The sequence below is a fragment of the Streptomyces sp. NPDC002795 genome (assembly GCF_042888725.1).
In the GTDB taxonomy this organism is placed as follows: domain Bacteria; phylum Actinomycetota; class Actinomycetes; order Streptomycetales; family Streptomycetaceae; genus Streptomyces.
Window position 1 is genome coordinate 530,943 of record NZ_JBIAQB010000003.1, and the last position, 12,908, is coordinate 543,850.

Here is a 12,908-nt window from a genome sequence, read left to right on the forward strand (position 1 = left end):
GTCCATGGTGCAGCCTCTTCTCCGTACGACCGGTGATCAACATTCCGCTTCCTGACCTGACCACCTCCGGCCGCGAAAACACCAGCGCCCCAGGGTCGTTCCGGGGTCGTTCCACATACGACGGCGTGGCGCACTGTCGCCGGACGGGTCACCGGTCCACCAGCGCCAGCAACGGCCCCCGCTCCTCCTCCGGCACATACCCCGCGTAGTAGTCGTACAGGGTCCGCCGTGAGATGCGCGCCGCCGCCAGGCCGTCGCGGGTGCGGATGGCCTCCAGAACCTCCTGGTGGTGGCGGAGCGAGGTGCGCATGAGGGCCTGGCGGTTGTCCGCGTGGGCCACCTTGTCGGCGATCAGGGTGAGGACCGCGCCGCGGGCGACCTGGTTGGAGACCTCTATCAGCGCGTTGCGGCTGGCCCTCGCCACCACCTCGTGGAACGCCACGTCCGCCGTGCTGAACTCCTCGTAGCCCGCGTCGATGGCGTGCGCCATCGCTGTCACCGTCTCCTCCATCGCGGACAGTTCGGCGTCCGTGCGCAGACGCGCCGCGAGCTGGCTCGCCGAGCCGTCGAGGATCATGCGGAACGACACCAGCTCGGCCATCGAGATGCGCTCGAAGCGGGCCAGGCGTGTCATCTCCTTGGCCAGGCCCGCCGTGGTGAACGGCAAGACTTCCGGACCGTGCGGGTCGCCGTGGCGGGACCGGATCAGCCCGTCGCTCTCCAGAACGCGCAGCGCCTCGCGTACGGTGGGGCGGCTCGCGCCGAACTGGGTCACCAACTCCCGCTCGCTGGGCAGGCGTTGGCCCGGCTTCAGGTCGCCGGAGGCGATCGCCTGCTCGATCTGTTCCACGATGCGCTGGTAGAGGCGGACCGGCGCGACCCGCTGGAACCGTGCCCCGTCCGTCGTCACGGCGCCTCCCCCTGATCGCCACGAAGGGCGCTGTCGTCCGGCCACCGCGGGACCGCCTCGGCCGGGCGATTGCGCTCGTACCAGGACGCTGCCCGGAGGACGCCCAGGTCGTCGAAGCGGCGCCCCGAGATCTGCACGCCGACGGGCCGGCCGTCCGCCGTGAAGGCGCAGTTGACCGTCGCGGCGGGCTGCCCGGACATGTTGTACGGGGCGGTGAAGCCGATGTGCGACATGGTCTTGCCGGGTTCCATGAACGGCATCGGCTGCTCCGCCGCGAACGCCGCCACGGGTGCCACCGGCGAGAGCACGATGTCGTACGGGAGTGTCGCCGCCACCGTCAGGGACTGGATGCGCATGATCTGCTGGTAGCAGTGCAGCACTCGCGTGCCGGGCACGTCGGCGCCCTCGCGGCACCAGCCCATGATGTACGGGTGGACGCGCAGCGCGGCCTCGGGGGACAGCTTGCGGAGGTCGTTCCAGGAGCGCACCCGCCAGAACAGGTCGAGGTCGTCCAGGAGTTGCTGGGACATGAACGGCTCCACCGGTTCGACCGTCGCTCCCGCCGACTCGAAGACGTCCGCCGCCCGGCGCACGGCCTCGACCACCTCCGGGTCGCGCGGGCCTCCGCAGCCCGCGTCCAGGTGCAGGCCGACCCGCAGCCCGCGCACGTCCCCGGCCGCCCGCGACCAGTCGATGTCCTGCGGCGGCAGGCTCGTCCAGTCGCGCGGGTCGGGCCTGCTCAGGACCCGCATGAGCAGGGCCAGGTCGGCGACCGTGCGCGCCATGGGACCCGCGGCCCGCCCCAAGTACGGTGTGTCCAGGGGGACTCGGCCGTCGCTCGGCTTGAGGGTGGCAAGGCCCAGCCACGTGCCCGGAAGTCGGATCGAGCCGCCGATGTCCGAGCCGACATGCAGCGGCCCGTACCCGCCGGCTGCCGCCGCGCCCGCCCCGGAGCTCGAACCGCCCGTCGTCCAGGCCGGGTTCCACGCACTGCGGGTGATGCCGTGCCGGCTGGAGACACCGGAGGAGAGCATGCCCCAGTCGGGCATGACGGTCGAGCCGAGGACCGATCCACCTGATTCCAGGACCCGTTCGGTGATCGGCGCGTCCCGGTCGGGGACGACCGGCTCCACTCCCGCGTTGCCCGAAGGCATCGGGACGCCTCTGCGGGCGATGTTCTCCTTGAGGGTCACCGGCACACCGTCGATCGGCCCCAGCGGCTCCCCGGCCGCCCAACGCGCCTCGCTCGCCGCTGCCGCCTTGCGGGACTCCGCGGGATCCCGCACCCAGAACGCGTTGAGCACACCCTCGCGCGCCTCGATCACCGACTGCACGGCGTCGTGCACCTCGACCGGTGACACCGTGCGATCGGCGAAACGGGCGGTCATCTCGACGGCGGACATGGTGGCCAGGCCCTGTTCGCTGTACATCCGCACCCTCTCCTTCAGACCGGTGGACAGGCACCGCCCTCTTGACAGGCATCGACTCAGTCGTCACGGTACCTGTCAAGTGAGCTTACTGGTCAGGCCAGTTACGGCGGAAGGTGTCGTGCATGAGCAAGGACCGACGACGCGGGCGGCGCCCCGCCCGGACGCCCGCGTCCCTGCTGGCCTGCTGCCTCCTGCTGTCGGCCACGGCCTGCTCCGCCGGATCCACCGCCGCGGGGTCCCGCCCCGAGGGCCCCGGCGACTCCCTCGCGATCGGCGTCACCGCCGAACCCGCCAACCTCGACTTCACGAAGACCGACGGCGCCGCCATCCCACAGGCGCTGCTCTACAACGTCTACGAGAACCTCGTGAAGCTCGACCAGCACGGCACCATCCGGCCCGCGCTCGCGAGGTCGTGGGAGCTGTCGAAGGACCGCAGGACGTACACCTTCCACCTCACCAAGAACGCGAAGTTCAGCAACGGCGCACCGTTCACCGCCGAGGACGCCAAGTTCTCCATCGAGCGCGTCGTCCCCAAGTGGACCGTGGCGCTCAAGGCCCAGATGAGCGTCGTGAACCGCGTACAAGCCGTGTCCCGCGACGAGTTGAAGGTGACACTGAAGCGGCCCAGCAACGACTGGCTGTACCGGATGGCCACCCGCACCGGCGCCATGTTCAGCCGCACCGGCGTCGACAAGCTGGCCACCGACCCGGTCGGCACCGGACCGTACGAACTGAAGAGGTGGAACCGGGGCGACTCACTCACCCTCGCCCGCCGCCCGGACTACTGGGGACCGGCACCACACTTCGACACGGTCACGCTCAAGTACTTCAAGGACCCGACGGCGATGAACAACGCGCTGCTCACGGGCACCATCGACGTCATCGGCGCGATGCAGTCACCCGACTCCCTCTACCGCTTCGAGAACAACCCCAAGTACCGCGTCATCGAGGGCTCGACCAACGGCGAGGTGATGCTCTCGCTGAACAACGGGTCAGGCCCCATGAAGAGCAGGAAGGCCCGACAGGCCGTCCGTCACGCCATCGACCACCAGGCCCTCGTCGACACCTGCTGGGGCGGGCGCGGCAAGCTCATCGGGAGCATGGCGCCGCCGACCGACCCCTGGTACCAGGACCTCACCGACCTGTACCCGTACGACCGGGACAAGGCGCGCAGGCTCCTCAAGGAGTCGGGTGAGGCCGGGCACACACTGCGGCTGCGGATTCCGACACTGCCGTACGCCACCGCCTGCGGCACCGTCGTCAAGAGCCAGCTCGAACAGGCCGGATTCAAGGTCGAGTTGAGCCAGCTGGAGTTCCCCGCGGCCTGGCTGTCGACGGTGTTCAAGAACGCCGACTACGACATGACGATCATGTCGCATGTCGAACCCCGCGACATGCCCGCCGTGTTCGGCGACAAGAACTACTACACCCGCTACGACAACCCCGCGTTCCGCGATCTCCTCGCGAAGGCGGACACCGGCAGCCAGAAGGAGCAGACCGCCAAGATGCGTGCGGCCGCCCGGACACTCTCGAAGGACGCCGCCGCCGACTGGCTGTTCCTGCTGCCGAACCTGATGGTGGCGGACGCGGACATCACCGGCCTTCCGGTCAACAGCGTCACCGAATCCCTGGACCTCACCGGCCTGAGCCGGTCCGGCCGGACCGACGGATCCTGAAAGGCGGCCTGAACCGATGATCGTCCGTCTGGTGCAGCGGATCGCGATCCTGGTGGCGAGCCTGCTCGTCAGCTCCGTCGTGGTGTTCGCGTTCATGGCGGTGCTGCCGGGAGACCCCGCGCGCGTCGCCCTCGGGACCGGCGCGTCCGACTCCGCGGTCGCCCAACTGCGCGAACAGTTCGGCCTCGACCGCCCCCTCGTCGACCAGTACCTGGGCTGGCTGCACGACCTGGTCACCTTCGACCTCGGTGACTCGTACATCTCGCACACACCGATCGGCCCGCAGCTCGCCGACCGCCTCCTGGTCACCCTGTGGCTCGTGGGGACGGGCATGGTGATCGCCTGCCTCGTGGCGGTGCCGCTGGGCACGCTGATGGCGGTGCGGCACCGCAAGCCGTCCGGGCTCGTCCTGTCGGCACTGTCCCAAGTGGGCGTCGCCGTACCGGCGTTCCTCGCGGGCATCCTCATGATCACCGTGTTCGCGGTGGGGCTCGGCTGGCTGCCGGCGAACGGCTGGACACCACCCGTCGACGATCCCGTGCTCTTCCTCAAACAACTGCTGATGCCCGCGCTCTCCCTCGGCCTCGTGCAGGCCGCGGTCCTCACCCGCTACGTCCGCAGCTCCGTGCTCGACGTGCTGCGCGAGGACTACCTGCGCACCGCCCGCGCCAAGGGCCTGCGCCCGATGAAGGCACTGGTACGGCACGGGCTTCGCAACGCCTCCGTGCCGGTGGTCACCGTCCTCGCGCTGCAACTGGCGACGCTCCTCGTGGGCGCCGTCGTCATCGAGCGGGTCTTCGTGATCCCAGGACTCGGCAGCCTGCTGCTCGACAGCGTCGCGGGCCGTGACCTCATCGTGGTGCAGGACGTCGTCATGATCGTCGCGGCGGCGGTGCTGCTCGTGAACTTCCTCGTCGACCTGGCCTATCTGCTGATCGATCCCCGACTCAGGGTGCGTGGCTGATGACTGCTTCCAAGACCCTGGACACCGGAGCGCCGGTCCGTCGCCGCCGCAGGCCCCTGCTCGTCGGTGGCGTCGTCGTCGCGCTCGTGATCGCCGTGGCGCTGCTGTCCTTCGTCTGGACACCGCACGACCCGACGCTGGTGGACCCCGCCGTACGGATGCAGGAGCCGTCCGCCGAGTACTGGTTCGGCACCGACAAGTTCGGGCGCGACGTCTTCAGTCAGATCATGATCGGCTCGCGGACGACGCTCTACGTCGGCCTGGTCGCGGTCGGCGTCGCCGCGGTCATCGGTGTTCCGCTGGGCATCCTCGCCGGGATGGGCTCGCGCCGGCTCGGCGAACTCCTCATGCGCGGCAACGACCTGATCCTCGCGTTCCCCGCCCTCCTGCTGGCCATCATGTTCGCCGCCGTCTACGGCGCGGGCACTGGCGTCGCCATGGTCGCCATCGGCATCGCCTCCATCCCCAGCTTCGCCCGCCTGATCCGCGGCGGCACCCTCCAGGTCATGAGCACGGAGTACGTACTGGCCGCACGCGCGGCCGGACGCAGGCCGCTCGCCATCGCGGTGCGCCACGTACTGCCCAACGTCAGCAGCCTCGTCATCGTGCAGGCCTCGGTCGGCTTCGCGCTCGCCGTGCTCGCCGAGGCCGCGCTGTCCTTCCTCGGCTTCGGCACCCCGCCGCCCACCCCGTCCTGGGGCCGGATGCTCCAGGAGAGCCAGGAACTGCTTGCCGCCGCGCCCCGGCTCGCCGTCTTCCCCGGCCTCGCGATCGCGGTGGCCGTCCTCGGATTCAACCTGCTCGGCGACGGGCTGCGCGACCGCTTCGACCCCAAGGTGGAGGAATCCCGATGACAGCCGCTGCCGCGACCGACGACGTACTGAGAGTCCGCGGTCTCGACGTGTCCACCGGCGACGGCCGTACGCTCGTCGAGGACGTCGACTTCACCATCCGCTCCGGTGAACGCGTCGGCCTCATCGGCGAATCCGGCTCCGGCAAGTCACTGACCTCGCTGAGCCTCATGGGCCTGCTCCCCGAAGGACTGCGCGCCACCGGCTCGGTCCGGCTCGCCGGAGTCGACCACGACCTGGTCGGAGCGGACGAGGCGCGGATGTCCCGCGTACGGGGCAAGGACATCGCCATGGTGTTCCAGGAGCCCATGACCGCCCTGAACCCCACCATGCGGATCGGCCGCCAGATCGCCGAGGTGCTCCTCATCCACCGCACCCGGCCCGACCGCGCCTCCGCGCAAGCCGCCGCCGTGGAACTCCTCGACCAGGTGGGCCTGGCAGAGCCGGCGGCCGCGGCGCGCGCCTACCCGCACCAGTTCTCCGGCGGCCAGCGCCAACGCGTCGTCCTCGCCATCGCGCTGGCCAACGACCCCGCACTCCTTGTCTGCGACGAACCCACCACCGCGCTCGACGTCACCGTGCAGGCCCGCGTCCTCGACCTCATCGTGCGCGGGGTGGAGGACCGCGGCTCGGCGCTCCTGTTCATCACGCACGACCTGGCCGTGGTCGCCACCGCCTGCGAACGCGTCATGGTCATGTACGGCGGCCGGGTCGTCGAATCCGGCCCCGTACGCGAGGTGTTCACACGCCCCAGACACCGCTACACCCAGGGCCTGATCGGCGCGTCCGACCTGACGGCCGTCGACGAACGCGGCCGGCTCGCCACCATCGGAGGCTCGGTGCCGCCCGCGGGAGCCTTCCCCGCCGGATGTGTCTTCCGCAACCGGTGCACCAAAGCATCCGACCTGTGTGCGACCCGCCCCGTGTGGACCCCGACGGGCCCCGACTCCGGCTACGCGTGTTTCCACCCCGTGCCGAAGGGCCACGGCGGCGTACGGGGCGCGGGCACGGGTGTGGACACCCCCGACCACCAGGAGGCCGGCCATGGCTGAGCAGCAGACACCCGGCGACGCACTCCGCGTCACCGACGTCACCCGCGACTACCACCGGCCGCGCGCCTCCCTGCGCACCCCCGCCCCACCCGTGCACGCGCTGCGCGGCGTCAGCTTCGCCGTGCCGCACGGCCAACGCTTCGGCATCGTGGGGGAGTCGGGGTGCGGCAAGTCGACCCTCCTGCGCATCCTGGCGGGGCTCGACAAGCCGACGAGCGGCACCGTCGAAGTCGCGGGGCGCGACATCACGCGGCTGCGGGAACGGCAGCTCCGCTTCGTCCGCGAACGCCTCCAACTCGTCTTCCAGGACCCGATGAGCTCGCTCGACCCGCGGATGAAGGTGGGCGACATCGTGGCGGAACCACTCGTCGCTCAGGGCATCGGGAACCGCAAGGAGCGGGTGGCCGAACTCCTCGAATCGGTGGGCCTGGGCGCCGACGCCGCGCGACGCTACCCGCACCAGTTCTCCGGCGGCCAGCGCCAGCGCGTCTCCATCGCCCGCGCCCTGGCCCCGCGCCCGAGCATCATCGTGGCGGACGAGCCGGTCAGCGCCCTGGACGTGTCCGTACGTGCCCAGGTCCTCAACCTCATCGCCGACCTCGTCGACGAGCTGAACCTCACCCTCGTCTTCGTCTCCCACGACCTGTCCGTCGTGCGGCACGTGTGCGATCGCGTCGCCGTCATGCAGGCGGGGCAGATCGTCGAGAGCGGACCGACCGAGCAGCTCTACGAGGACCCCCAACACCCGTACACCCGCAGGCTGATCGCCGCCGTACCCACGCTGGAGAAGGCCCTCTCCGGAGTGACGGCGGCCGACCTCTACCAGGAGCACCACTCGTGAACGCACCCCCTGAACCGGCGGCAATGGCCGACCCGTCGACAACGGAATTCCCCGAGGGCCTGCCCGTCGGCGACACCTGGCTGCCCGCCCCCGCGAGCGACGACGTGCGCTTCCCGTACGACGGGTCGGTCATCGGCCGCGCACCCGTCGGCGACACCAAGCTGGCCCGGCGCGCCCTGGACGAGGCGGTCGCGGTCCGTACCCGCGTCGGCGCACTGCCTTCGCACATCCGCAGTACGGCCCTCCAGTCGACGCACGACGCGATCGCCGCCCGCAGCGCCGACTTCGAGCGCCTCCTCGTCCTGGAGACGGGAAAGCCGCTGGTCGACTGCCGGGTGGAGGTGGCCCGCACCCTGCTGACGCTGCGTACGTCCGCCGAGGAGGTAGCCCGGCTGCATGGCGAGACGGTGCCGCTCGACCTGCTGCCCTCGGGCGAGGGACTGCTCGGCTTCTGGACCCGCAAGCCGATCGGCGTCGTCGTCGGCATCGCGGGCTTCAACTACCCGCTGCTCCTCGCCGCGCACAAGCTCGCGCCTTCCATCGCGGCCGGCTGCCCGGTCATCGCCAAGCCCGCCCCGCAGACACCGCTGGCCACGCTCTGGCTCGTCCACCTGCTGCGGGAGGCGCTGTACGCGGCCGGGGCGCCGCGGGCGACGGTGCAACTGGTCACCGGAGGACCCGAGGTGGGTGAGGTGCTCACCACCGACCGCCGGATCGGCGCCGTCTCCTTCACCGGCTCCGCCGCCGTCGGCCACCGCATCGCCAAGGACGCGGCCCCCACCAAGACACTCCTCGAACTCGGCGCCAACGCCGCCCTGTTGGTGGCCGCCGACGCCGACCTCGACGCAGCCGCGGACGCCGTCGTACGCGGCGGCTACTACGCCTCCGGGCAGGCCTGCATCAGCGTGCAGCGCGTCATCGTGGAGGCGGCGGTGCGCGAGGAGTTCGTGGCACTCCTGAAGCAGCGCATCCCGGGGATCACGACGGGTGACCCGAGGGACCCCGAGACACGTGTGTCGGCCCTGATCGACCAGGGCTCGACGAACCGTGTCCGTACATGGGTCGAGGAAGCGGTGAAGTCGGGCGCGGTACCGGCCGCGGGCGGTGACATCAAGGACGGCGTCATCGGCCCCGCGCTCCTCCTGGACCCGGACCCCGCGCTGCCCGTCTGGAGCGAGGAGATCTTCGGCCCGGTGGTGTGCCTGCGCTCGGTCCCCGACATGGACGCGGCCTTCGAGCTCGCCAACGACTCCCGGTACGGGCTCCACGCGAGCGTCTACACCGCGTCGCTGGACACGGCGTTCGCCGCCGTGGAACGCCTGGAGGCGGGAGGTGTGGTCGTCAACGAGGTGCCAGGATTCCGCTCCGACACCATGCCGTACGGCGGCGTGAAGGACTCGGGGGCGGGCCGCGAGGGGCCGAGGTTCGCGATCGACGAACTGACGGTGACCCGCATGGCAGTGATCCGCCCGAAGACGAACCCGAAGACGAATCCGACGACGAACCCGACGACGAAGAAGGACCGGTGACACGGTGACGACCCAGGAACCGACGCGGCCCACCGACTACACGGGCCTGTTCCGCCTCGACGGGCGCAAGGCCGTCGTGGTGGGCGGGGGCGGCGGCATCGGCCGGGAGAGCGCCCTGGCACTTGCCGCGCACGGCGCGCACGTGGTGTGCGCGGACCGCGACCTGAAGGCGGCCGAGGAGTCGGCCTCGCTGGCCCCCGGCATGTCGGCGTACGCGCTCGACGTACTCGACACCGAAGCGGTCGACCGCGCGGCCGAGGACCTGGGCCCGGTCGACGTCCTCGTCTTCACCGCCGCGACGAATGTCCGCAAGCGCCTCCTCGACTACACGTCGGAGGAGTTCGACCGGGTCGTCGCCCTCAACCTGCGCGCCTCCTTCGACCTGGTGCGGGCGTTCGGCCGCGGCATGGCGGAGCGCGGCCGGGGCAGCATCATCGGCTTCAGCTCGATCCGCGCCGTGACGGTCGAGCCGGGACAGGGCGTGTACGCGGCGACCAAGGCGGGCCTCGTCCAGCTCGCGCGGACGGCGGCGGCCGAACTGGGCCCGTCCGGCGTGCGCGTGAACACCATCGCGCCGGGCGTCGTGTCGACCCCGCTGACCGCGCAGATCCGCGCGGTCCCGGAGTGGTCCGCCGCGTACGCCGAGAAGAGCGCGCTCGGCCGCTGGTCCCGCCCCGACGAACTGGCGGGCGCGGTCGTGTACTTGGCGTCCGACGCCTCGTCCTTCGTGACGGGCAGTCAACTGTTCGTGGACGGCGGCTGGACGGCCGTCGACGGCCGCTATACGCCGCCGAGCTGATGCAGGGGAGCGGAGGCTAGAGCGGGCGTCGCGCCACGAAGACGAACTCCTTCCCCGGCCGGTCGGGCGCCCCGCGGACCCCCGTGACCTCGTAGCCGTGCGCGAGCAGGTCCCGCTCGACCTCCTCCCGGTCACGGAAACGCAGCGTCGAGTCCGAGGCCAGGGTCTGCCCGTCGGCGCCGAACACGAAGGTCTGGCGGAAGGTCACCAACGGGCCGTCCACGTCGGTCAGTTGAATCCACTTCTCGACCGGCCCGACACCGGGGATGTCAGCCACCTGGTGGGTGCGGTCACGGGTCCACTCCTCCCAGGCGCGGCGGGCCGGATCGCGCGTCTCGAAGACGAGGTGCCCGCCGGGGCAGAGAGCTTCGTAGGCGCCCCGCAAGGTGCTCCGCCACGCCTGTGGGTCGGCGATCGCCTGGGAGACATTGGCCGTCATGGTCGCGAGGTCGACCCGGAGCGGCGGGAGGGTCGTCACGTCACCGTCGATCCACCGCACCCGCTCGCCGCCCGGCTTGCCTCGGGCGACGTCGAGGGACGCCGAGGCAGGGTCGACCCCGACGACCTCGATCCCGCGGTCCGCCAGGAGCAGCGCGAACACACCTGTGCCGCATCCGATGTCGAGCACGCGGCGCGCCTCGAAGGCCTCCGCGATCCGGAGGTAGGCGTCGAGATCGCCGCGGTCGGGATCGAGCGGGTCGTAGATCGCGGCGAGCCGTGGGTGCCCGAAGCATGCGTCAGTCATGCGGCCGACGGTAGGTGCGGCCGGACCCGTTGTCTCGTCAATTGCCGGGCGCGCACACGGTCCGCAGCGGCAGCGGCACCGTAACCTCACCCGTCAGATCAGATCCGACGGATCCGTGTTCGCCCCGCACAGCAGCACGGCGACCCGCTCGCCCGGCGCGGGCCGGTAGGCGCCCGAGAGCAGGGCCGCAGCGGCCGCGGCCGTGCCGTGCTCGACGACCACGCGGTACCGGTCCCAGACCGTGCGGCGGGCCCTGACGATGTCCTCGTCGGTCACGAGAACCGACTCGACCCCCGCGGTGCGCGCGACCTCGAAGGCGATGTCGCCGATCCGGCTCGCGCCGAGCGAATCCGCGGCGACCCCCGAGACGGGCACCGTCACCGGGCCGTCCGCGGCGAGCGCCGCGTGCAGCGTCGGCGCGTTCTCCGGCTCGACGGCGACCACCTTCGCCCGCCCCGCGAGCGCGGTGGCCACTCCCGCCATGAGCCCGCCGCCACCGACGGCGATCAGCACGGTGTCCAGCTCGCCCGCGGCCTGCTCCCACAGTTCAAGGCCGATCGTGCCCTGCCCCGCGCACACCGCGGGCTGGTCGTAGGCGTGACAGAACAGGGCGCCGGAATCGGTGACCCGCTTGGTCGCCGCCTCGTAGGCGTCGTTGTACTTCACGCCGACCTGCACCACGTCCGCGCCGAGCTCGCGCAGCCTGGCCACCTTCACGGCGGGCGCCGTCTCGGGCACGAACACCTCGGCCCGGGTGCCCAGTTCGGCGGCGGCGTACGCGAAGGCGAGCCCCGCGTTGCCACCGGACGCAGCGACGACCCCGGCGTCGGTCAGCAGGCCCTGGTCGGCCGCGGTGAGCAGATGGTTGAAGGCGCCGCGGGCCTTGAACGAGCCGGTGTGCTGGAGCAGTTCGAGCTTGAGCCAGGCCCGTCCTGCCGTCGGCGCGAGCTCATGCGGAGCCACCTCCACGAGCGGGGTGCGCCGCACGCGCCCGCCGATGCGCAGGGCCGCCGACTCGACATCTTCCACAGTGATCAAAACGCGCCTTCCTACGAATATCTGCAACCGGCACGGTGACGCGAGGGGACCTCAGGTTCGACCGGCAGGACCGACGTTACCGGCGCTGTCGTCCGAAGCCCGCACCGCCGCGTCCGCGACCACCGCGTCCTGCCAGGCCATGCCCGATCCCTTGAACAGCACGGGCCGGTCCGTGGCGTACGGAGACTCGTCGCGTACGACCCGTGCCATGGGCAGCAGCCGCGCGACCGGCAACACACCCTCCGCCACGGGGATCACGATGTCGCCGCACTCCCGCAGCGCCGTGTCCACGTCCTCCACGATGACCTGGGCGCGGGCCGTCAGGGCCGAGTCCACCTCGCGGGCGTCGGCGTCGTGCGAACCGACGGCCAGCACGACGGCGTCGTCACCGAGGAGGGCCGAGTCGAAGAGCGGGGTGCGGGAGGGCGTCGCGCACACCACGAGGTCGGCGCGCCGCACCCATGCCTCGGCGTCCGCCGTCGCCACCACCCTGTCGTCCCCGACCGACGCCGGGTCCACCCGCGACGGGTCCCGAACGACGTAGGTCACCTCGGCCAGTTCGGCACCGACATCCCTCAAGGTCCGTACGTGGCCGGCCCCTTGGGGTCCCGCGCCGAACACCACGACCCGCCACCTTCGCCCCGGCCGCGTCAGCAGCGGCAGTACCGCCGCCACCGACACGGCAGGCGTACGCAGCGTGGTCAGCGCCGCGCCGTCGACGACCGCGGCGGGTGCGTACGACGGCGGGCGGAAGACGAGGTGGACGCCCTGGATGCGGGGGAGTCCGCGGTCGGCGTTGGCGGGGACCGCCGAGATCGCCTTCACCCCGACACCGAACTCGGACGCGGCGGGCATGGCGAGCAACTGGCCTTGGTCACCCGGTAGTTCGAGGATCGATCGGGGCGGTCCCGCAGCCGTGGGGTCGAGGCCGCCGATGAGTGCCTCGCGGATCGCGGCGACCGCGTCGCGGGGCGGCAGCAGCTTCGTCAGCTCGGTGGCGGCGATGTACTCGATGTGCGGGGGTCGGTCGTTCTGCGCCTTCTGCACCTGTGCTCCTCTTCGCGTGGGCGAGG

General features: G+C 71.4%; 12 protein-coding genes. 7 read left to right on the forward strand and 5 right to left on the reverse strand.

Annotated features, from left to right (window positions below):
* Positions 1-148 precede the first annotated feature (148 nt).
* Entirely contained in the window at positions 149-910 is a 762-nt protein-coding gene (locus ACFYWS_RS11810; RefSeq protein ID WP_389273250.1) for a FadR/GntR family transcriptional regulator, read from the reverse strand.
* Entirely contained in the window at positions 907-2,340 is a 1,434-nt protein-coding gene (locus ACFYWS_RS11815) for an amidase (protein WP_389273253.1), read from the reverse strand. Before ACFYWS_RS11815 ends, ACFYWS_RS11810 begins: the two co-directional genes overlap by 4 nt.
* A 122-nt stretch (positions 2,341-2,462) precedes the next feature.
* On the opposite strand from ACFYWS_RS11815, the gene ACFYWS_RS11820 reads away from it, so the two are divergent.
* The 7 genes from ACFYWS_RS11820 to ACFYWS_RS11850 are packed head-to-tail and all read left to right on the forward strand — an operon-like array spanning position 2,463 to position 10,052.
* The gene (locus ACFYWS_RS11820) at positions 2,463-4,016 is read left to right on the forward strand and encodes an ABC transporter substrate-binding protein (RefSeq protein ID WP_389273256.1); all 1,554 of its coding nucleotides are present in this window, start codon (positions 2,463-2,465) and stop codon (positions 4,014-4,016) included.
* Between the two features lie 16 nt (positions 4,017-4,032).
* On the forward strand, positions 4,033-4,980 hold the full coding sequence (locus ACFYWS_RS11825; protein WP_389273259.1) for an ABC transporter permease: 948 nt from the start codon (positions 4,033-4,035) through the stop codon (positions 4,978-4,980).
* Entirely contained in the window at positions 4,980-5,834 is an 855-nt protein-coding gene (locus ACFYWS_RS11830) for an ABC transporter permease (protein WP_389273262.1), read from the forward strand. Before ACFYWS_RS11825 ends, ACFYWS_RS11830 begins: the two co-directional genes overlap by 1 nt.
* Complete coding sequence (locus ACFYWS_RS11835) at positions 5,831-6,883, forward strand: ABC transporter ATP-binding protein (RefSeq protein ID WP_389273265.1); 1,053 nt, start codon at positions 5,831-5,833, stop codon at positions 6,881-6,883. Before ACFYWS_RS11830 ends, ACFYWS_RS11835 begins: the two co-directional genes overlap by 4 nt.
* On the forward strand, positions 6,876-7,724 hold the full coding sequence (locus ACFYWS_RS11840; protein WP_389273268.1) for an ATP-binding cassette domain-containing protein: 849 nt from the start codon (positions 6,876-6,878) through the stop codon (positions 7,722-7,724). Before ACFYWS_RS11835 ends, ACFYWS_RS11840 begins: the two co-directional genes overlap by 8 nt.
* Positions 7,721-9,253: an aldehyde dehydrogenase family protein gene (locus ACFYWS_RS11845; protein WP_389273271.1), complete on the forward strand. Its 1,533-nt coding sequence runs from the start codon at positions 7,721-7,723 to the stop codon at positions 9,251-9,253. The genes ACFYWS_RS11840 and ACFYWS_RS11845 overlap by 4 nt, the downstream gene beginning before the upstream one ends.
* Before the next feature lie 4 nt (positions 9,254-9,257).
* Positions 9,258-10,052 (forward strand): SDR family NAD(P)-dependent oxidoreductase, encoded by a 795-nt coding sequence (locus ACFYWS_RS11850; RefSeq protein ID WP_389273274.1) that lies wholly within the window; start codon positions 9,258-9,260, stop codon positions 10,050-10,052.
* 16 nt (positions 10,053-10,068) lie between these two features.
* On the opposite strand, the gene ACFYWS_RS11855 is transcribed toward ACFYWS_RS11850, so the two are convergent.
* From ACFYWS_RS11855 to ACFYWS_RS11865, 3 genes are all read right to left on the reverse strand, one after another.
* Complete coding sequence (locus tag ACFYWS_RS11855; RefSeq protein WP_389273277.1) at positions 10,069-10,797, reverse strand: class I SAM-dependent methyltransferase; 729 nt, start codon at positions 10,795-10,797, stop codon at positions 10,069-10,071.
* Positions 10,798-10,890: 93 nt separating this feature from the next.
* Entirely contained in the window at positions 10,891-11,826 is a 936-nt protein-coding gene (locus tag ACFYWS_RS11860) for a threonine/serine dehydratase (RefSeq protein WP_389274087.1), read from the reverse strand.
* Positions 11,827-11,886: 60 nt separating this feature from the next.
* Positions 11,887-12,882, reverse strand: coding sequence for an ornithine cyclodeaminase family protein (locus ACFYWS_RS11865; protein WP_389273280.1), 996 nt, complete (start codon positions 12,880-12,882; stop codon positions 11,887-11,889).
* Positions 12,883-12,908: the final 26 nt, after the last annotated feature.

Excerpts from the sequence above, each read along its gene's own strand:
- ACFYWS_RS11815 (WP_389273253.1), bottom strand. The coding sequence starts at position 2,340 with ATGTACAGCGAACAGGGCCTGGCCACCATGTCCGCCGTCGAGATGACC.
- ACFYWS_RS11825 (WP_389273259.1), top strand. The coding sequence starts at position 4,033 with ATGATCGTCCGTCTGGTGCAGCGGATCGCGATCCTGGTGGCGAGCCTG.
- ACFYWS_RS11830 (WP_389273262.1), top strand. The coding sequence starts at position 4,980 with ATGACTGCTTCCAAGACCCTGGACACCGGAGCGCCGGTCCGTCGCCGC.
- ACFYWS_RS11855 (WP_389273277.1), bottom strand. The coding sequence starts at position 10,797 with ATGACTGACGCATGCTTCGGGCACCCACGGCTCGCCGCGATCTACGAC.
- ACFYWS_RS11835 (WP_389273265.1), top strand. The coding sequence starts at position 5,831 with ATGACAGCCGCTGCCGCGACCGACGACGTACTGAGAGTCCGCGGTCTC.
- ACFYWS_RS11840 (WP_389273268.1), top strand. The coding sequence starts at position 6,876 with ATGGCTGAGCAGCAGACACCCGGCGACGCACTCCGCGTCACCGACGTC.
- ACFYWS_RS11820 (WP_389273256.1), top strand. The coding sequence starts at position 2,463 with ATGAGCAAGGACCGACGACGCGGGCGGCGCCCCGCCCGGACGCCCGCG.